The 19,948-nt window shown below is 42.0% G+C and carries 16 protein-coding genes and 1 pseudogene; 9 read left to right on the forward strand and 8 right to left on the reverse strand.

Annotated features, from left to right (window positions below; all coding sequences use genetic code 11):
* Positions 1-83: 83 nt before the first annotated feature.
* Together AAEY88_RS04910 and AAEY88_RS04915 are read right to left on the reverse strand one after the other, a co-directional pair.
* Positions 84-737, reverse strand: a complete 654-nt coding sequence (locus AAEY88_RS04910; RefSeq protein ID WP_350559881.1) for a DUF3833 domain-containing protein — start codon at positions 735-737, stop codon at positions 84-86.
* Between the two features lie 76 nt (positions 738-813).
* Positions 814-2,178 (reverse strand): MFS transporter, encoded by a 1,365-nt coding sequence (locus tag AAEY88_RS04915; protein WP_350559884.1) that lies wholly within the window; start codon positions 2,176-2,178, stop codon positions 814-816.
* An 889-nt stretch (positions 2,179-3,067) separates the two neighbouring features.
* Between AAEY88_RS04915 and uvrA the strand changes: the two genes are divergently transcribed.
* Positions 3,068-5,974: an excinuclease ABC subunit UvrA gene (gene uvrA / locus AAEY88_RS04920; protein WP_350559887.1), complete on the forward strand. Its 2,907-nt coding sequence runs from the start codon at positions 3,068-3,070 to the stop codon at positions 5,972-5,974.
* A gap of 113 nt (positions 5,975-6,087) precedes the next feature.
* Here the strand turns inward: uvrA and AAEY88_RS04925 are convergent, their stop codons facing one another.
* Complete coding sequence (locus AAEY88_RS04925; RefSeq protein ID WP_350559890.1) at positions 6,088-7,020, reverse strand: hypothetical protein; 933 nt, start codon at positions 7,018-7,020, stop codon at positions 6,088-6,090.
* 50 nt (positions 7,021-7,070) lie between these two features.
* Here AAEY88_RS04925 and AAEY88_RS04930 point away from each other — a divergent pair, with 50 nt between their 5' ends.
* A complete protein-coding gene (locus tag AAEY88_RS04930; RefSeq protein ID WP_350559893.1) occupies positions 7,071-8,411 on the forward strand; it encodes a PD-(D/E)XK nuclease family protein in 1,341 nt (446 codons plus the stop codon).
* Positions 8,412-8,582: 171 nt separating this feature from the next.
* Here AAEY88_RS04930 and AAEY88_RS04935 read toward each other — a convergent pair whose 3' ends face one another.
* Positions 8,583-8,864 (reverse strand): DUF503 domain-containing protein, encoded by a 282-nt coding sequence (locus tag AAEY88_RS04935; protein ID WP_350559896.1) that lies wholly within the window; start codon positions 8,862-8,864, stop codon positions 8,583-8,585.
* Between the two features lie 276 nt (positions 8,865-9,140).
* Between AAEY88_RS04935 and AAEY88_RS04940 the strand changes: the two genes are divergently transcribed.
* The 3 genes and pseudogenes from AAEY88_RS04940 to AAEY88_RS04950 form a co-directional block, all read left to right on the forward strand.
* Positions 9,141-9,941 carry a threonine/serine exporter family protein gene (locus AAEY88_RS04940; RefSeq protein WP_350559899.1) on the forward strand — a complete coding sequence of 267 codons (801 nt, stop codon included), beginning with the start codon at positions 9,141-9,143 and terminating at the stop codon, positions 9,939-9,941.
* 1 nt (position 9,942) lies between these two features.
* Entirely contained in the window at positions 9,943-10,395 is a 453-nt protein-coding gene (locus AAEY88_RS04945) for a threonine/serine exporter family protein (protein ID WP_350559902.1), read from the forward strand.
* A 17-nt stretch (positions 10,396-10,412) separates the two neighbouring features.
* Positions 10,413-10,955: pseudogene (locus AAEY88_RS04950) on the forward strand (FAD-dependent oxidoreductase); the annotation flags it as partial.
* Between the two features lie 398 nt (positions 10,956-11,353).
* Here AAEY88_RS04950 and AAEY88_RS04955 read toward each other — a convergent pair.
* On the reverse strand, positions 11,354-11,920 hold the full coding sequence (locus AAEY88_RS04955) for a GNAT family N-acetyltransferase (protein WP_350559905.1): 567 nt from the start codon (positions 11,918-11,920) through the stop codon (positions 11,354-11,356).
* A gap of 78 nt (positions 11,921-11,998) precedes the next feature.
* Positions 11,999-13,669 carry an FAD-dependent oxidoreductase gene (locus AAEY88_RS04960; protein ID WP_350559908.1) on the reverse strand — a complete coding sequence of 557 codons (1,671 nt, stop codon included), beginning with the start codon at positions 13,667-13,669 and terminating at the stop codon, positions 11,999-12,001.
* 300 nt (positions 13,670-13,969) lie between these two features.
* On the opposite strand from AAEY88_RS04960, the gene truD reads away from it, so the two are divergent.
* Entirely contained in the window at positions 13,970-15,220 is a 1,251-nt protein-coding gene (gene truD / locus AAEY88_RS04965) for a tRNA pseudouridine(13) synthase TruD (protein WP_350559911.1), read from the forward strand.
* Positions 15,221-15,276: 56 nt separating this feature from the next.
* On the opposite strand, the gene AAEY88_RS04970 is transcribed toward truD, so the two are convergent.
* Positions 15,277-16,827, reverse strand: a complete 1,551-nt coding sequence (locus AAEY88_RS04970) for a diguanylate cyclase (protein WP_350559914.1) — start codon at positions 16,825-16,827, stop codon at positions 15,277-15,279.
* Positions 16,828-17,069: 242 nt separating this feature from the next.
* Entirely contained in the window at positions 17,070-17,939 is an 870-nt protein-coding gene (locus AAEY88_RS04975) for a PHP domain-containing protein (protein ID WP_350559917.1), read from the reverse strand.
* Between the two features lie 225 nt (positions 17,940-18,164).
* Between AAEY88_RS04975 and ispZ the strand changes: the two genes are divergently transcribed.
* From ispZ to AAEY88_RS04990, 3 genes are all read left to right on the forward strand, one after another.
* Positions 18,165-18,716 carry a septation protein IspZ gene (gene ispZ / locus AAEY88_RS04980; protein WP_350559920.1) on the forward strand — a complete coding sequence of 184 codons (552 nt, stop codon included), beginning with the start codon at positions 18,165-18,167 and terminating at the stop codon, positions 18,714-18,716.
* A 220-nt stretch (positions 18,717-18,936) separates the two neighbouring features.
* Positions 18,937-19,263, forward strand: a complete 327-nt coding sequence (locus AAEY88_RS04985; protein ID WP_350559923.1) for a YciI family protein — start codon at positions 18,937-18,939, stop codon at positions 19,261-19,263.
* A complete protein-coding gene (locus AAEY88_RS04990; protein WP_350559926.1) occupies positions 19,260-19,697 on the forward strand; it encodes a hypothetical protein in 438 nt (145 codons plus the stop codon). Before AAEY88_RS04985 ends, AAEY88_RS04990 begins: the two co-directional genes overlap by 4 nt.
* Positions 19,698-19,948 lie beyond the last annotated feature (251 nt).

Raw genomic sequence — 19,948 nt, forward strand, 5'->3', positions numbered from 1 at the left:
TGTACTTTAATAGACTTTATAGAGACAAAAGACTCTTATTGGCCACAGACGGAAAACGGTATCTCTCTTGATAAGGCTCATACTTATTTATTATTGCGATGCATACTCAAAGTCACGCTACCTAACTCAACACCATATTTTTTCATTACTGAACGGTTAAGCATGACATCTTTATTGATTAAATACATCCAATCATCGAAATTTACGTTATAAATTTTACCATCGACTGGCAGCGCTAACACATACTGCCAATGCAATGTATTACCAACCACCTCTCCTGTCGCTTCGCCAATAACGTCACCTGCTACCCCTTTCCAGTGCCCATCCGCTTGCTGAGTCAGCCGCCATATACGCTGTGACTTTGTTCCATCTACCCAATCAAACTTTTCATCTAAAACGATGACATTATCACCTTCATGAGTCGCATTAATATCGACATAAAATCTTTTTTTGACCTCACCATTGCGCCCTTGGAACATTCCCCAACCATCAATTTGACCTGAGAAAAACTGATGCATATCAAGCGTTGGCGTTGTATCCTGATAGGACTGAATATTTTGTGTGGCACAGCCAGAGGTCAATAGCGTTATTGACACACCAAAACCTATACCAAGCTTAGCTATCGATTTAGTTATGGTGATTGGCAGTTTTTTATTGGGCAACTTTTTAGCTGCTGGGTCTTTAATGCACAGATTTTTAGTGACAACCATAGCGGATAACGTATTAAATTTACTCATCTTAATTCCTTTTTAGAGTGAGAATAAAAGTTATATTTTACTTGTTAGCTGCCGTGATTATAACTTAGGTTGTCTCTTAAATATCTAGGGGGCTTTGTGCTAAATGCGACAATTGTTGTCGTGAAGCATCAGTCAGCTGGGTTTTATCTAGTTTTAAATAAGCCACCTGCTCTTTTGCCATGACCACCAGTTCATCAACGCCATTAATCGCCGACATCTGCCGCGACCAGTCTTGGATATTAATATTTTTAGGTATGGTTACCGTAGTACTAGATAAATAGGGTGGATCGGCAATAGGGATAATGAGCAATAATGCTGCTGCCATTATTATTGCCAGTAATCCCCATGCCAATAGATTGGGCTGGTTCAATAACAGCCCACCCATCGCACCGCCAACAAATGCCCCAAAAAACTGACTGGATGAGTTTAGACCCATTGCCGTGGCTTTATTGGCAACCGGTGCACGCTTAGAGATCCACGAAGGAATAGTGGCTTCAAGCAAGTTAAAGCCCATAAAATAGAGCAGCAACCCTAAGATAATGCCGATACCCACATGGCTACCAAGCGCCAGTAATATCAAGGAAACAGTCATTAATGCAATTGCCCCCAAGAATACTTGACGCATTTTTCGTTTCTTTTCAGCAATGATAATAAAAGGTATGGCCACCGCAAAGCCGATAAATAATAGCGGTAAATAGACCAAACCTTGCTGTCTTACTGTCAAGTCCATCACCTCTGAGAGCTGATGCGGCAGGATCACGAATATCGCGGTCATGGTCAGATGCAGGGCAAAAATGCCAATATGCAAACGATTGAGATCACCAATTTTTAGCACATCAGACAGCTGCTGGCCAATCGACTTATTATCTAGATTGTGCTTCAGCACCCGTAGCGGTGAGGGTACTACCCAAAGCAGTAACATCGCTAAAACGGCAAAGCCAGCGGTCAACCAAAACAGCCCTGACATACCAAGCGAACCTACCAACAATGGCCCAAAAGCGAATGCTAGCATAATAGAGGTAGCGATAGTGAGTCCCATAGTCGCCATGGCTTTAGTACGCATCTCCTCACGGGTAACATCAGCCAATAGCGCCATTAACACTGCAGAGACCGCGCCACTACCCGCCAGCGCCCGACCAATAATAACGCCATAAATATCAGTAGCGTTTGCCGCTATGATACCGCCCAACGCGAACAGTACTAAGCCAAGCATGATAATTGGCTTGCGCGGGAACTTATCAGCGGCAAGACTCATTGGTATCTGAAAGATAGCTTGGCCGAGTCCATACACCCCAACTGCTAAGCCAATTAAAAACGGCGTGGCATGTGCATAATTATTCCCGTACACAGAAAATACCGGCACGATCATAAATAGGCCAATCATTCGCAAGGCAAAAATACCACCGACCCCTAAGATTGCCCGTTTTTCTACGCTATTCATACTTGCCTCACTGGTTTATTACGTAACGACTGACGTTCTACACCCAATTACGGGGTAACACTGCGCTATCTTCATGCATCTATAGCTAGATATGGTTATTGGTTAAGGCTATCAAGACTGCTATCAAGGTTTTTGTTAAGATATAGCGATAATACTTATTACAGCCTTTATCAGCGTAGCCTATAAATCAAGCACCACAGTATAAAACATTCACCGTTTGGCTGCCGAGACTTTTGCCTACCTACTTACCACTATTCTGCATAACCTACTTAACCCAATAAATTTGTTACTAAGTGCATCCTGTGCGCACTCGTACCTTGAATAATCCATCAGTCATAACAATAAAGTAAGACGCTGCAAAGAGTCTTATGCGGTAATTTTTTCGTTTATATCAAAAAATTATTCAAACTTATAATAATAATCAATAAATAATAACCAATACTTTTTTATTGTTAAAGTTAGGCTATTTAAAGACGGCTATTTGCAACCTTAATGCTATCTTTTAAGTCTTTCTTTAAGCTAACTTATAGTTGATTTTACTTTAGATAAGCCAGCTTATCACTTCTTTTAAAAGGCATGCTATAGGTCGATTACTCACGATTAACTAAAACTTATAATTAACCTAGATATCAAACTTTTGTTAGCAATATAACCGCTACTAATACTCAGTAGTAACTATTAGTATCAGAAAAACAACAACGGTTCTATGACAGCAGATGTCACTACTCTCATTTTTTTGTTAATAGACTCAATTATTTTTAATATTTGTTTGATTTAAAAATAATTTACTTTTTTAATTCTTTATTTTAATGACCTTTGTTTATATTTTAAAACCACATTCATATGTTGGTTTTAACAACCCTTTTAGCAAATAGGAAACCTGAAAACAATGGCACATGACCATATTGCAGTACGCGGCGCACGCACCCATAACCTAAAAAATATCGACTTGGATATTCCACGTGATAAGTTCGTGGTGATTACGGGCTTATCCGGCTCAGGTAAATCATCTTTGGCTTTTGACACCCTTTATGCTGAAGGGCAACGGCGTTATGTCGAAAGTTTGTCCGCATATGCCCGCCAGTTCTTATCGCAAATGGAAAAGCCGGACGTCGATAGTATCGAAGGACTATCACCAGCGATTTCTATTGAACAGAAATCAACCAACCATAATCCGCGCTCAACAGTCGGTACGATTACTGAGATTTATGACTATTTGCGCTTGCTTTATGCGCGTATCGGAACGCCTTATTGTCCAGAGCATAATGAGCCCATGGTTGCACAGTCTGTCACCGAAATGGTGGATCAGATTATGGCACTGCCAGTTGATAGTAAGCTGATGATTTTAGCGCCGGTGATTCGCGAGCGTAAGGGTGAGCATACGGTACTGCTTGAGCAATTAGTCGGACAAGGTTTTGTACGGGTTCGCGTCGATGGTCATGTTTATGATATGGACGAGCTACCGGCACTTGAGAAGAATAAAAAGCACACGATTGAAGTGGTTGTCGATCGCTTTAAAGTACGCGATGATCTAGGCAACCGGGTCGCCGAAAGCTTGGAAACTGCACTGCGCTTGGGTCAAGGTTTGGTTATTTTGCATTATATGGATGGCAATCCTAAGCCTGATGGTAGCGATAATCAAGTACTATCGGCAAAACACAGCTGTCCCGTTTGTGATCGGGCGGTGTCTGAGCTTGAACCACGGATGTTTAGTTTCAACAATCCTTACGGAGCCTGTCCTGCGTGTGATGGCTTGGGTAAGCGTCAGTATTTTTCGGCTGAAAAGCTCATTACCAATCATGAAAAAAGCCTAAATCAAGGGGCAATTAATGGTTGGGACAAGCGTCATGCTTATTACTTTGGCCTACTGTCTACGGTCTGCCATCATTTTAAAATTGATATGGATACTCCGTGGCAAGCCTTGCTTAAAGAACAGCAAGACCTAATCATGCACGGCTCAGGTAAAGAAAAGCTCACCTTCAACTTCACGGATGAGCGCGGTCGTAAAACCAATAAAACCATTCCTTTTGAAGGCGTGCTGCCCTATTTAGAGCGCCGTTATGCGAAAACCCAAAGCAATCTAGTCCGTGACGAGTTGGCCAAGTATCTAGCAGATACCACCTGTAATATCTGCGATGGCGCGCGCCTGAATGAGATTTCGCGTAATGTGCGGGTTGATGATCAAACCATCGCTGAGATTGTTAAATTGTCTATCGGTGATGCCGCTGACTATTATAAAACGCTTAAGATTGGTGGTCATAAAGGTGAGGTTGCCGAAAAAATCTTTAAAGAGATCAATGAGCGCCTGAATTTCTTAGTCAGTGTCGGTTTGGATTATCTGTCATTAGCACGTTCAGCTGAAACTTTATCTGGCGGTGAAGCACAACGTATTCGACTTGCCAGCCAAATTGGTGCCGGTCTGATGGGCGTGATGTATGTGCTTGATGAACCCTCAATCGGACTACATCAACGCGATAACGACCGTTTGCTTAAGACTTTGATGCGTTTGCGTGATTTAGGCAATACGGTTCTGGTAGTTGAACATGATGAAGATGCGATTCGCCACGCCGATCATGTCATTGATATTGGGGTTGGTGCGGGCGTCCATGGCGGTGAAGTGATCGCTCAAGGAACAGTAGATGACATCATGGCCTCCAAAGAGTCACTCACTGGCCAGTATATGTCTGGCAAGATGAAAATCGACATTCCTAAAGTTCGTCATCAACCAAAAATGATCGAGATTGAAGTTGAAGGTAAGGCAAAACCTAAAAAAGTACCGATGACCATTGAGCTAAAAGGCGCAATCGGTAACAACTTACAAAACGTTGATTTGAGCTTACCCATTGGCATCATGACTTGTATTACTGGGGTTTCAGGCTCTGGCAAATCAACGCTGATTAATCGTACTTTAATGCCCTTGGCAGCGACCCAGCTGAATAACGCATCAACGCTTATCGCTGATAAATTTGACAGTATTAGTGGTCTTGAGCATTTGGATAAAATGGTCGACATTGATCAAAGCCCGATTGGCCGTACTCCGCGCTCAAATCCAGCGACTTATACCGGTGTGTTCACTCCAGTACGTGAAATGTTCGCCCAAACTGAAGAGGCGCGAGCGCGTGGTTATAAACCCGGACGCTTTAGCTTCAACGTCAAAGGCGGTCGCTGTGAGACTTGCCAAGGTGATGGTCTCATCAAAGTTGAGATGCATTTCTTACCTGATATGTATGTGCCGTGCGATAGCTGTGAGGGTAAGCGCTATAACCGTGAGACCTTAGAGATTCGCTACAAAGGTAAAAGCATCGCTGAAGTGCTTGATATGACCGTTGAAGACGCCACTGAATTCTTCTCCGCTATTCCGTCTATTCATCGTCGCCTGCAAGCGTTAGTAGAAGTCGGTCTCAGTTATATTCGCCTTGGTCAATCCGCACCAACGCTATCCGGCGGTGAAGCTCAGCGGGTTAAACTAGCGCGTGAGCTAGCCAAGCGTGATACCGGACAGACCTTATATATTTTGGATGAACCAACCACTGGTTTGCATTTCCATGATATCGCTAAGCTGCTTAACATTCTGCATGCGCTACGTGATAAAGGCAATACTATCGTGGTCATTGAACATAACTTGGATGTTATTAAAACCGCGGATTGGGTGATTGATCTTGGCCCTGAAGGCGGTAAAGGTGGTGGTTTAATTATCGCGGAAGGTACACCTGAAGAAGTTGCTAATACCAAAGGTTCACATACTGGTGAATTTATGAAACCGATGTTAGAGCAAGGTATGAAAGAAGTAAGCTAGTTGATAGAGATTGGTTAGCAATTATTAAAAGGTTATTCTTTAGGGAATAGCCTTTTTTATTGGGTGGGTTTTGAGTTAACTCATTTTCTACTTGAGTTCGTGCAACTTTCATATTACCTCTCCTCAAAATGGCTACTGACTATGACATTAACACTTGTTATGCTTGGGTCTTCGAATATAGCTAAATCTTGAGTAAGCTTCATAGTTGTAGTGCAAAAAATAGCGAAACTATCCTCTATAGTTTCAGTTACTTTAAGTGTTTGTTCTAAGCTAGGAGGACTACTAGCACTCATTACACAAATTATATCTTTAATGTCAGTCGGATTAATTCCAACTTTACTTAATCCTTTTAAATAATCAGTCTTGAAGTTATTCTTATTTTCGTCGCTTGCATACGTTGTAGGAAGTACATTTAGTAGTCTGTTACCACTAAATACTTGTTTCCAGTCATTAAAGTCATAGCCAATCATAGAGTCATCCTGCCTATAAACGGTACAAACTGTTGTTATAACAAAATCTACAAAGGAATAGTAATAATTATAGCTCTCACTGTGTATCTCTTTTACAAAATCGGTTTTGGCTTGTAATGTGATAAAAGGTACAGCAAAAGTAGGAATAAATGACAGTGTGTTAATCTTATTTCTTAAAATATTTTTTGGTTCAGTTTTGAAGCTAATTATTTCATCTATAGTTGAAGGTACGATTGCACAAGTTAGTGCTTGAATAGAAGCTATTTCTTCGTGAAAGGCAAACAAAGCTTCAAAGGAAGCTTCACTTTCAATTAAAAAAATTACGACTTTCTGACTTTCAAAGCGCTCATTTCTATCGAACTCGGTCAAATTCTGTAAAGTATCTAAGCTAATTACTTTAAAACCTGAATCTTCAAAACCGAGTTCTAAATAATTATCAGATACTTTGTCGAACTTGTCTTTACCAATATCTTGGGCTACTTTCTCTGTTGTTTGTCCTGTGGTGACACACATAAAACCCTTAGACTCTTCGGACTTAAAACAACTACTCATTTTATATTTAGAAGAACTGCTCATAAAAACGAACTCTTTGTAATGTTTTGGAATACATGCAGGTGTGTGTTAGTTTGTTAACCTTACCTTTACAATTTATATTAAAAGCAACAGGAAAGATGGCTATGCTTAATAATAATTTTAAACAGAAGTTTTCAGCTTTACAGGAGAAAGAACAAGCATCTCAGAAGCAGCACGATGATACAAAACTAGGTTTCAATGTGTTTACAATTTTGCGTAAGACGGGTGAAGAAGTTGGTTTGCACTCTCGTTTTCTTGCCGAACTACTAAATTTAAACGCTAGTCATAAAATAGCAGGTTTTCAACAGTTATTCATTGAAATGGTATTAAATAATGCTATAGCGGCACAAGAATGGAATCGAGATAAACTAGACTCAAAGGACACTTATAGTTGTGAGGTTGAATATAGTTTTCGTAATTCAAGTCATGGTAGAGCAGACATTATTCTTAGAAATGCAAACAATATTATCGTTATTGAAAATAAGATTTACGCTTTTGACCAAAAAGGACAGTTAGCTAAATACTATAAAGCCTGCCAAGAAATGGGTTATGACGATAAAAACATCTATGTAGTATATTTAAATCGTTTTGGTGATGATGTATCACATTATGGTAAGGGGGATATTAATGCTGAAGACTATGGCGTAATCAGCTATAAGGAAGATATTTTTAACTTTTTGGCGCTATGTAAGACAGAGGTAACAGATTATCCGCATATAGAACAGACTATTGAGCAGTATATTAATACCGTTGCTAAAATTACAGGACAAACAAGGAATGCAAAAATGAAACAAGAGTATGTAGATTTTCTGGCAGATGAAAGTAACTTTAAAACTGCCTACCAATTGAGCCAGAACTTTGAAACGTTTCAACAGCGTATTCAGAATGAGATGTGGAATAGTTTACTGGCTTATTTTAGCGAAAAAAACCTAGAGTTTACTTTTTGTGATAATCAGCTGTTGCCTTATAGCCAAGAAAAAGCATTAAAGCAGTATTTCTTAGGCGGTGGCACAAAAGGCAAAGCTAAGACGTACGGACTTTGCTATAAAATAGCCGAAAGGGATAACGTAGACGTTTATTGTTATATTGAAATAAATCATCGTTTGTATTACAGCATAACGCTAGCAAAGAAAGATGGACTACGTCTGCCAGAATACCCAAGCAATATGGAAGACTTTAAAAATGAAGTTGTAGCATTACGCAAAAACTGGGAAGGTAAAAATAAAAAGAAAAATCTAGGTGGGCTGATTTATCCTCAACGACCAGTTAACTTCAAAACCCCCAACAATAATTTTTTCAATATTGCACATAAGCAGAGTCGCCAACAGTGGGTGGCTGAAACAGCTGATGATATTATTCAGCTGATTAATGATGTAAAGAGTATCAATATTTAGCGAGTATGATACTACCTTACCAAAGGATGTCATGATCAATTCTTAAACATTGCCTTGAAACGCTGCTTAGCCCCGATTGCAGCAGTTATCCTTGGCAACGCGCAGAGCTGCGGGTGCTAATCAAAATATGAGCGGAAAGCGGGATTAGCTCCCCATAAATATCAAGCTAAACTAAATAAACTCCCGAATCACATTCATCACTCGCGCGTCTACAGTACGCTCTATCTTCGCCTCTAACTGACTACACTGTGACTCGACCTCACGTTTAGACAGCCCGACGATCACAAACGTCCACTCGCTAGCGTCATGCCGATCACGCTCGCCGCTTTCACATACCGCGACGCTTGGAGTATTGCCGAAGCGTGCGTGCAAACCGCCCATGCGCTGGCGCTTTTCTTTTAACGAGCTGCATCCAGGCAGAGAAAAAGTCAGAGTTAAGATGGCAATATGCATGGTATTCTCCCTGCTACAGTGGTTTACGCTTTATATTAGCATCAAATACGATGCGTACGCTTCACTGAGAGATCAGGCTGAGATAATGTCAATAAAGCGAGCTGCTACTAAGACCGTAGTTTTATCTTTTGTACTTATACGTTTACCAAAGTAAAAAACACCGCAATTCATGCTATCGTTATGTTACTCCGATCTATGGTATATCCGTATCAGTACCCCACAATCACTCATACTGTTTGTATGAATGAATCCATAGCCAACATGCGTATCTAACCAATGACTCCTATCAGCTACGTACAGCAACAGCGCATTACTCGATTGTGCGTGCGCTGCGGATTACTGCTTATGCAATATGGTGCTGAGTCTGCCATTGTGGTTGACTTATCTAAGCGCTTGGGCATCGCCTTGGGGATGAACAGCGTAGAATGTTCGCTCAACTTTAATGCCATTACCTTGACAACTATTTGTGATGAACGCTGTATCACCACCACTAGGGACACCATCAATCAGAGCATTAATGTCAATTTATTGGTACAAATCCAGAAAATTGTCAATAAAACCGAAGCCACCGTAAGCGATGATAAGCTGAATCATGAGCTGACTGAACTCACCACGCTTGCGTTTGATGAGTTAGATAAGACGGTTTACCCAACGTGGCTAGTGTGCCTATTTGTTGGCGCCTCTTGTGCCGCATTTGCTTATCTTAACGGCGGCAGTTGGTCGATTACTGCCGTGACCTTTACCGCAGGTATGGTGGCGATGCTCACCCGTATTTATCTGGCCAAACATCACTTTAACCCGTTTATAGCCGTCATTGTGACAGCGTTTATCGCCTCTTTAATTGGGGCGACAACCTATTATTTTGATATCGGTAATAATGCAGATATTGCCGTTGCCTCTAGCGTTTTGCTATTAGTACCAAGCTTTCCCCTAATCAACTCTTTGTCGGACATCTTAAAAGGCTATGTCAATATTGGGGTTGGGCGTGCCGTTTTTACCTATATGTTGACCTTTTCAGCTGGCGTTGGCATTGTTATGGCCCTTGTTCTACTTAGAATACAGCACTGGGGATTTTGATATGTGGTTCATTAAAGCCGTTGTGCTGTCCTGTATTATTACCCTTGGTTGGACGCTGATGTTCACCGTCCCTAAAAGGTATATTCTGCCTTGTTTGCTCATGACTGCTTTTGGGTTCGGATTAAAAACAGTCCTTGTCTATCAGCACATACATATCGTGGTTGCCAGCTTTTTTGGGGCGATGCTCGCCAGCTTTTTGGGGGTTTATTTTTCTAGAAAATATACCCTACCACCCAAAGCCCTTATCTCGCCAAGCGTCATTTGTATGATGCCAGGCATCGTCGCGTACAAGGCGATGGTCAGTATGGTACAGATTGGTTATTTTGGCTTTTCAGACGAGTTATTTAGCCAAATGATGGTTTATTTGTTTGAGGCCTTATTTGTGACCTCAGGATTGGTGCTGGGCTTGTCGATTCCTGGACTGTTGTTTTATAGGCGTCGTGCTATCGTTTAGATCGCGGTAGCGGCGGTATTCCATCGATCAACCGAGCAGCAAGCTATGACAAAAAATGCGCCATTGTTGAAGCCAGCTAATTAGGCGGCATTGGCATGAATTTGGGCTGCGTACCCAAAAAGGTAATGTAGTATGGCGTGCAAGTTGCCGAAGCCATCCATAAGTATGCACCAGACTATGGATTCGATATTAAGGTTAAAGGCTTTGATTTTCAAAAGCTGGTGCAGAGTCGCCGACAATATATAGAAAATATTCACCACTCTTATGATAATAACTTGGTGAAAAATGGCGTTGACGTGATAAAAGGCTTCGCCAAATTTGTCGATGCCAAGACAGTAGAGGTAAATGGCGAACATATTACGGCTGATCATATTTTGATCGCAACGGGCGGTCATCCTATTTACCCAGATATCAAAGGGGCACAACACGGTATAGGCTTTGGCGTAGATGAGATAATTCAAGACTTTGCGGTAGCCATAAAAATGGGCGCTACTAATGCTGACTTTGATAATACTGTTGCCATCCACCCAACCGGCTCAGAAGCGTTTGTGACGATGCGCTAGTCTTTATAGGTTGAGCAATATTAAGGCGTGTCATCAATCAGCCTCTGCATATATTAAATGTATGCAAAGGCTCTGATAAATATAGTTTTAGGGTACTTAGATATTTCTAATACTGACAGCCAAACGCTGATACTGCTATGATGCTAGTAATAAAAACTGTTAGGAGAGGACTGTGTGGGAGGTATATTTTTTTATTCTTCCAATTGGCCTAGGTATCATGACTTTAGTAGCAAGCTTAATGTGCCTGTTTGCTTATCTGATGTCCGATGATAATGCCACCCGCCTACCTGCCTTTAATTGGTTTAAGCGTTTGATTCTGGTGGCATTTATATTGCTTAGTATTGGGATATTCATGACTTTTAAAAATTTTTGGTATTAAATTAAACACCTTATTTCTAATCACAGACTGTTTTTTCTAGTTCTAATAATTGTAAGTCTTGCTGCTTGGGCTCACCATTATTACCATCGTCTGGAAACGGCATAGCCACTCCTGTAAGCTTATAACCACGGCGCTGATAATAAGCCAACAGCTCAGGGCGGTGGCTTAAGATGCTCATAGTTAAACGGCTAGGCTGATTACGAGATTGCAAATGTCGCCCAGCAAAGGTTTCTGCCGCTTGTAGTATTTGATGCCCAACACCCTGTCCTTGCAGTTCCGGACTAACGGCAAACATGCCAATATAGGCACTGCTATCTTTCATGTCAACGGCAATGCACCCTAATAATTCACCCGTTTCTTGTCCATCGCGGTCACCCGTGTCAGTCTTCGGATAGATAAAAAGATAATGCTTAGAATCAGCGATAACGGCAGTAAGCTCGGAAGCAGTGATACGAATACCACCGACCAAATCGGCTTCATTTGTCCAGCCCTCCGCCTGCCGATAACAGCGGTTAAGCAGTAGCTCAAGCGCGCTAATATCGGCAATTTCAGCTTGGCGTAAAAATATGGAATGCTTGCTCATAGATACCTATATATAATAATTACCTAACAATTATATTGTCATTACCCGATAATAACTAGAGTCATTATCCTGATAAGCTTAACGCGATAACGCATGGGCTTGGTCAATAATATCGAATCCTGCATTTATCTGCGCACGTGTTGGTGCGTGACCTTGACGTAATAGCTCACCAAAGGCCACTAAATCCTTATCTCGCCCTAAGGTGCTGGCAGCACTGGCTCGAGTATTGTCACCATCATCATCGAAGTAATATTCAATATAATCAAGGGTATCAGGTGACCCTACTAAGATATTATTATCCGGCGTTTTTGCATGACCGCTATAACGCAAGCTTTTACCATATTGCATTGTCCAAAAGAACGGCACGCGCGCGTCTAGCGAATTTACACTATTGTCTTCTAATATCGCAGCCGCCGTCACGAGACCGTGTTGCAGTGCCACGCGCCAATGCTCAATACGCAGCCGACCCATTTGACCCTCTGCTTTAGCAATATCACCCAGCGCGTAAACGCCATCGCGCAGCTGTAGATGACTATCCACTTGCACGCCATCAGGATCATTAACTTCGCTTAGCAAATCCGTTCGCGGTGCCACGCCGGTACCTAAGATAACAATATCGGCGTCTATCTGCTCACCATTTGCCAAATTTACGCCGCCAACTTGTGAAAATGTTTTGTCATCAGTATTATTGGCACTGTTGCCAACAGCCGTGATTTCATTAACCGTCGCATCCAATACAAACTTAATACCATTATTTTCATGCAATTTTATCAGAGCGTTACTGACCGTTTCAGAGACAATATTACCCATTACTCGCTGATCTTGCCCAATAACCGTAATAGATGCGGTTGTACCTGCTTGCGATAAAGCTGAGGCCACTTCCATACCGATAAAGCCAGTACCTATGATGACCACACGCTGATCATGACTGGCGGCTTTAATCAATTTGGCATCATCCATACTGCGTAAAGTATACACACCATCGAGGTCAGCGCCTTTTATAGGCGGAACCATAGGCTCAGCACCAGTTGCCACCACTAAGAAGTCTGCTGATAACTTTTCATTATCGCCCTTAGTATCATCGCCTTTCCCGTTACTAACCACCAATGTCCGCTCATTCGGTAAGATTTCACTAACGGTTTGATTTAGACGCAGGGTAATATTATTCTTTGCAGCCCAGTCCGTACCGCCCAGCAGGAGTTTTTCCTCAGCCATATTGCCTGCTAAGAAAGCTTTAGACAATAAAGGACGATTATAAGGGGCTTTATTGTCTTTGCTGATTAACGTAATTTTGCCGCCATAGCCGGTATTGCGTAGTTGATGCGCGGTCATAAAGCCAGCCGCACCGCCACCGACAATAACCGTGTGGGTTTCGGTCAACTTGTCATTAGCAACCGTCGCCTCGACTTTGTGATCTGTATTCACCGTCAAGCTATCACCATTGTCGGTAAACTCATATTGAGTCAGCCCTTCGGTCGCTACCGGCTCTAGTAATGTGCCATCACGACTATCAAAGGTGCCATGATGCCATGGACAGACCACGCGATTGCCACAGCGTAATCCGTCGCCTAAATCTGCGCCAGCATGTGGGCATTTACCATCGAACGCATAAAACGTATTGTCGTCGCGAGTGATTAAAATGATACTATCATCATCTTGCTTATACGATTTCATGCCGCCACTAAGAATGTCGGCTTTATTGATAGTCACTGTATTAATAATAGCTGGATTAACAGGTGCGTGGGTCATAAGTCATCCTTAACGGTGGCGATTGCTGCCTGATGGGTTGCATAGTACTGTTTATAGTTTTTGATGTGTAGCTACATCGCGTTGTTATGTTACATACGGCGTTGAATTGAAGATTTTGCTGAAATTAAAACACGACATTGATTGATAGTAGCAAGTACACCGCTCGCAAGATGTTTTATTGTATGTCTGCCACGTAGTAAAACGTAACTTTCTAAATGAATTTCTACACAAGCGACTGCCTTTTATTACCCATTATTTAAACGCTGCTTTCAACTTTTAACCCTAATAGACGACTATTTTATGCCTTCTCAAGAGACTGATATTTCCATCCCTACCCCCCAGCCAGCAACGGATAAAGAGCTATTTGATAAAGAGCCTATCGACAGTGCAAGCTTTGACTTTGCCGCGCTGACAGATACTTCACAGCTGCCGCAACGGATGCTACCGCCTTTGAAGCAAGCTACTTATAAAACCTGTGCCCAAGACTTTATTGTCAATGAAGTACTACCCAATACTTTTACAGGTGAAGGTGAGCATTTATGGCTGCACATGCAAAAAATAGGTATGAATACTGCTTATCTTGCTAAATTATTATCTGAGTGGGCAGATATTCCACTGCGGGATGTTGGTTATTCCGGACTAAAAGACCGCCATGCATTGACGACGCAGTGGTTTAGTTTACGGTTACCAAAAAAGCACTTACCGCCGACTACTTTTGCGCCTGTTGACCTTGGCGATAATGAAAGCGTACAAATACTCACCCAACAGTGGCATAATAAAAAACTCAATCGCGGTGCGCACCGAGCCAATCAATTTATCATTACTTTACGTGATATCCAGTTTGAGGCTGATATTTTATCAGTTGAGCAACAACCAGCTGAACAACAGCAGCTCATAGAAAAGCATTTACAGCATATGAGCCAATATGGCGTGCCCAATTACTTTGGCCCGCAACGCTTTGGTCATTATGGTAATAATATTAGAGAAGCCCTTAGATTATTTGCTCGTCCTCCACAAAAAAATATTCCGTCACAAAAGAAGAGCAAGCGCAAACGTCCACCGCGAGAACAAAATGCCATGCCACTGTCTGCCGCGCGTAGTCTGATATTTAATCATATCTTAGCAGCAAGAGTGCGTGATGGCAGCTGGAATAATGGCATGGCAGGTGAAGTATTTAATTTAAATGGTTCAGGGTCGATATTTTCTAGTGAGCAAATGGACGATACATTACGCGCCCGAATTGCAGAAGGTGATATTCATCCAACAAGCGTTTTGTGGGGTGTGGGTAATGACAAGGTATGCGGTGCTGCGGCCAAAATTGAGAATGATATAGTGCAGCAAAGCCCTTTATTAACTCAGCTGGCAATGGGTTTAGAGCAGCGTGATATTAAAGCGCAGCGGCGCTCACTGCGGTTGCTTATCGAGGAAATGGCTTGGGAGTGGGTAGATGAGCAAACACTAGTATTGCGTTTTAGTCTGCCAACCGGTAGCTTTGCGACTAGTGTACTAGCAAGTTTGGTTCAGGATTTACAAATGTCAGCAGCATATTAAATACCTTTTAGGCAAAGGCCGTTTGAATAACTGTTTTTTAAATTTAGGGTGCTTTTTTAAGTGCTATAACTAGGCTCAGTGATAATGCCTTCTGCTAATAAATCATTAGCACTGACAACTTGATTGCGACCACGATCTTTGGCTTTATATAGCGCCTTATCAGCAGTGCTGATAAGGCGCTGGCTGACATCACTAGACAATTGCGCCGTTTGTTGACGGTGAAATTGTTCGACGGTGCGTTTATCCGTACGTGAGGGCACAATATGCGGCTTATTTAACTTATTTTTGCACGTTTGGACTTTATTCGCCTTAGTCTCATTCACGTTAGACTTGTCCTTTCTAGCAGCGTTGATGTCAGCATAAGCCGGCATAGAGCCTTCAGTATGGGTCATCGCTGGTGCACATTGTTGCTTGATGCGTAGCAGTTCAGCGTAATTCAAAGTATAAAGACCGAGACTGGCGGTCACCCGAAAGCTAAGATTAGCATCGACTTGTATCACATGCTGGGCGATATCTGCACGCAATTGCTCAGCGATATCCAACGCGCTGTCATGCCCTGTATTGGGCAGTACAATCAAAAATTCTTCACCCCCATAACGACTGACTATTTCTTTATCAGTGAATGCTTGCGCCAGTACTTTCGCCACCTCGCGCAGCACTTGGTCGCCCACTTCATGACCATAATTATCATTGATATTTTTGAACCAATCTAAATCTAGCAAAATGACACTATAGTCCTGCGCTGCAGTGGTTGCCATGATAGTTTGCTGCATTTGACTTAAACCGAAGCGGCGATTGTTCAACTTAGTCAGCTCATCTTGATTGGCGTGCTGTAAAATTTCCTCTTTACTGTCATCCAATATCAATAGCAATTTTCGGAACACATAAACTATAAAGATAGCTTTAGGCAGTGCCAAATACATATGGGTTGAACGCCAAAAAAATGCGGAGGAGCGACGCAGCTGATGCAGACTGTCCCAGCTTAGCGTACCCTCTTTAAAAATAGAAGCGGCTATTGCATTCTCAATGGTGGTAGTATCGTTATAAGTCAGATAGCTGTAGGTATCAAGGGGGATGGAGGTGATGGTAAGTTGACATAAACTAGGTAAGTTAACGCCCAAATAAGGAATGAGTGTCACTATAATAATCAAAGCAATTTGCCATAAAAAAGCACGCCAAACATATCTCCGGCGTACCAGCATCATCCCCAACATTGCACCGCCCACCAGCGATATCCCAGATACCAAGCTGCTGTGACCCATCATTAAAATAACGACGGCAATATACAGGCTATAAACCGCAATCAACACAATCTGCCAATAGTGCAGACGTTCATCGTTGTTCTTAATATGCGATAGATGGCCAATCATCCACCAAAAAAACAGACCCATCACCGTGATACCCAACCACATCGGATAAAGTAGAGTCATATTCACATAAGTGACATAAGCATCTTGGCGTAGCCAAACATATAAAAACCAAAACCAATGTAGTGAGACTTCAATCACAATAAACAATGCCAGCAGCGACGCTCGGTCCGCGGCTTGCCACTCGAAAATAATCCGAGAAAGTTTTTTATAGCCTAATTGGTATATCGATACAGGCATGTATACGCTACCGTTTATAGTTTTATTAATTACCTTACGGATGTCTAGTTATCCAGTGTGGCAATTTTTATGGCAATTAGCAATCCTTCTCTTGCCTGAGCTTTAATTTATAAACCATAGCAGCGATCGCTATGAAAATTTTGAACAGTGATAATTGTTAAATAAAAGTGAAAATTCAATGGCATTAGTCGTTAAATGTCCATCATTACTGAGTTACAGTAAAGCTTAAGAATTTGATAACATTAAAAATATTGCCAAATTCCCTGCTGTTCAGGGTTCAAGGTTGGCACATCGCCAATGCGTCGCCAAGGCATATTACTACCATGAAAATCGCTGCCTATCGAAACTGCCAATTCATGTTCGGCAACACTGCGATCTACCATTCTACGCGTGCTAAGCGGTTCACTATTGGCGGGAAGCTCACAACCATCACCACCAAGCTCAGCAAACTCTTCAATAAGTTTGCGTACTCTGGTCGCGGATAACTGATAGCGGGTCGGATGCGCCAATACGGCCTTGCCGCCGCAAGCATGAATCAGCTCAATACCATGCGCCATACTCAGCGCATCAATCGCCACATAAGCCGCCTTGTTATCAGCTAAATATTTATCAAACGCTTTCTGTACGGTTTTGACCAGTCCGCGCTCATACAATACTTGCCCAATATGCGCGCGCCCAACTGCTTGTGGGTTATTGCCGGCCTTAGTGCAAATTTGTTGCCACAGCTCATCATAGTCAAGCGTCAATAACTCGCTAAGTTTTTCGGTAATACGCTGACCACGCGTGGCGCGACTGTCTTGCAGTTGTTGTAAAGTCTCATGCATACGATCTCGATCAGTGAAATTAAATCCCAGCACATGAATAATTTTATTAGTGGATTTATTTTTGCCATAGCCCCCATTAAGAGTGTGCTCACAGCTTATCTCTACCCCATTAATTAGCTGCATACCGCAAGCATCGGCGGTCGCGCGCGCCTCATCAATACCTAATAAAGTATCATGATCAGTCAGTGCCAATACGTTGACGCCCGCTGTATGCGCGCGCTGTACTACTTCCGCTGGCGCATAAGTACCATCAGAACAAGTACTATGGCAGTGTAAGTCAATTTTCATAAGGTTGGCCTTAAGGTTTTGGAGCATGATATAAATGAGATGAAGATAGAATAGCTCAATGATAAATAATAGTGCTGTTTATTATGAGTGCTTATTATAAGTAATTATCATAGATAATTAACAGAGGTGTTGGTTATAGAGCGCTATTATAGTTTTGATTGCTTTTTTTTGGCGCAGTAGACGTGTAAACTACCCCATACGTTTTTGTAGGACATCTCACCTGATATGAAAGCCTTATTAGACTTCATTCCCTTGATTGCTTTTTTTATTGCTGCCCGTACTAACGGAATTTTAGCAGCAGCAGGCGCATTGCTAATTGCCACGCTTATCATTTATGCCATTCATTTTGTGCGTCAAAAAGGTAAATTTGATAAACAGCAGTGGGTTGTACTGTTACTGACTATTGTCTTTTGTGGCGGTACGCTACTGTTGCGTGATGACATTTATCTGCGCTGGAAATCACCGATTATCAACGGGATTTTTGCCTTAACATTACTGGTAAGCGTTGCTATCAATAAACCGCTGATGCAACTGGCAATGAAAGATGTGTTTAACCTATCAATGGGCGGCTGGAAAAAACTGACTATCGCTTGGGCGCTGTTTTTTGCATTCATGGGTGTACTCCATTATATCACGGCATTTACTATGTCTGATGAAGCATGGATTAACTTTAAAACCTATGGCTGGATTCCAATCATGCTGGTGTTTGTTATCGCCCAATTTGCGGTATTAAAAAAGCATATCAATCCAGCTTTGACTGATAAAACAGTCAAATAAAAAAGATTAATTATTAACCGTTATGAAGCGATAGTTAGTCTACTATAAAACCGATATAGCACAGTTGTGGAAAATCTTCGAAGCCTCTGGAGTGGCATAGCCGCACAGCAAGCGAGAAAATTTTGCCAGCCTTGCAAGTTTATATATCTTTTCTACTTTATTCATTATTAACTATGGATAAATGAAAATAATCAATAATATTGTCTATTAAGGAAATCTAATGCCTTTATTTGCAATCATCGGTTATGACGTTGCTAATAGCAGTGCGCAACGACAGCTTACTCGTGCTGAGCATTTGGCTCGTCTACAAGCGTTAGAAGCTGAGCAAAGGTTGCTTATCGCTGGCCCAACGCCTATTGAACATGGTCAAGGCGCCATGACGGAGATGTCAGGTAGTATTGTCATTGCTAATTTTGAATCGATAGAGGCTGCGCAAGCATGGGCAAACGCTGAACCTTACTTGCGTGACGGGGTATACAGTCATGTAGATATTAAGCCATTTATCCATGTGTTGCCCGCACCCGCTGATAAAACTGCAGCATCGTGAATCAACGACCAGAGCTATTAGCACCAAACACTCTATTAGCCGCACACCGCTGCAAACGTGGCTTGGCAACGGTCATTTTTGCAGCAGCTATGAGTGTACAAGCAGCACCAACCGTAACGCCTACTGATTCAGTAGTAGCACAAGATGGTAATAACCAGACACCTACTGCAGACGCTGTAATACCAGTTGATAACCCTACTTTATCGGCCCAACTGCAACCGTCCAATCAAGCATTATCAGCCGCCAATCAAAAACTACTTAGCCATAACGCACAATTGCAAAGACAGGTTAATGACTTACAAACTCAGGTCAATGTCTTGATATATGAGAGTAAAGGTCAGCTGTTTTTGTACGGCGCTTTTACGGTATTGATCAGCTTATCGGTTGGTAGTTTTATCTCTTGGCTGGTATTTTTACGCCGTGAACGCTGGTAAGTTAAAACACTATACCCATGGTACTCTGTCAATCTCGCTAGCTATAATACGCGTAGAGCCTACACATGATTTCATACCGTTTTTATCCTGTTTCCACGTTAGTATGATAAAGCCTGCATAAACAACCTGTATTGTCAGACTCGTTCGCTGTACTTAGCAACTTTCTACGCTCATCTTCCTAGTATTCTAGGGTTTGTTGGTTTTGGTTATCTCGCTAGATGACGCTATCAAAATGCCTTGTTTTAACTGAA

The organism is Psychrobacter sp. CAL346-MNA-CIBAN-0220, from assembly GCF_040309805.1.
Taxonomy (GTDB): domain Bacteria; phylum Pseudomonadota; class Gammaproteobacteria; order Pseudomonadales; family Moraxellaceae; genus Psychrobacter.

Coding starts and splice junctions, on each gene's coding strand:
- AAEY88_RS04970 (WP_350559914.1), bottom strand. CDS start 16,827: ATGCCTGTATCGATATACCAATTAGGCTATAAAAAACTTTCTCGGATT.
- AAEY88_RS04945 (WP_350559902.1), top strand. CDS start 9,943: ATGTGGTTCATTAAAGCCGTTGTGCTGTCCTGTATTATTACCCTTGGT.
- AAEY88_RS04910 (WP_350559881.1), bottom strand. CDS start 737: ATGAGTAAATTTAATACGTTATCCGCTATGGTTGTCACTAAAAATCTG.
- AAEY88_RS04925 (WP_350559890.1), bottom strand. CDS start 7,020: ATGAGCAGTTCTTCTAAATATAAAATGAGTAGTTGTTTTAAGTCCGAA.
- AAEY88_RS04960 (WP_350559908.1), bottom strand. CDS start 13,669: ATGACCCACGCACCTGTTAATCCAGCTATTATTAATACAGTGACTATC.
- AAEY88_RS04975 (WP_350559917.1), bottom strand. CDS start 17,939: ATGAAAATTGACTTACACTGCCATAGTACTTGTTCTGATGGTACTTAT.
- AAEY88_RS04935 (WP_350559896.1), bottom strand. CDS start 8,864: ATGCATATTGCCATCTTAACTCTGACTTTTTCTCTGCCTGGATGCAGC.
- AAEY88_RS04955 (WP_350559905.1), bottom strand. CDS start 11,920: ATGAGCAAGCATTCCATATTTTTACGCCAAGCTGAAATTGCCGATATT.
- truD (WP_350559911.1), top strand. CDS start 13,970: ATGCCTTCTCAAGAGACTGATATTTCCATCCCTACCCCCCAGCCAGCA.
- ispZ (WP_350559920.1), top strand. CDS start 18,165: ATGAAAGCCTTATTAGACTTCATTCCCTTGATTGCTTTTTTTATTGCT.
- AAEY88_RS04940 (WP_350559899.1), top strand. CDS start 9,141: ATGACTCCTATCAGCTACGTACAGCAACAGCGCATTACTCGATTGTGC.
- AAEY88_RS04915 (WP_350559884.1), bottom strand. CDS start 2,178: ATGAATAGCGTAGAAAAACGGGCAATCTTAGGGGTCGGTGGTATTTTT.
- uvrA (WP_350559887.1), top strand. CDS start 3,068: ATGGCACATGACCATATTGCAGTACGCGGCGCACGCACCCATAACCTA.
- AAEY88_RS04985 (WP_350559923.1), top strand. CDS start 18,937: ATGCCTTTATTTGCAATCATCGGTTATGACGTTGCTAATAGCAGTGCG.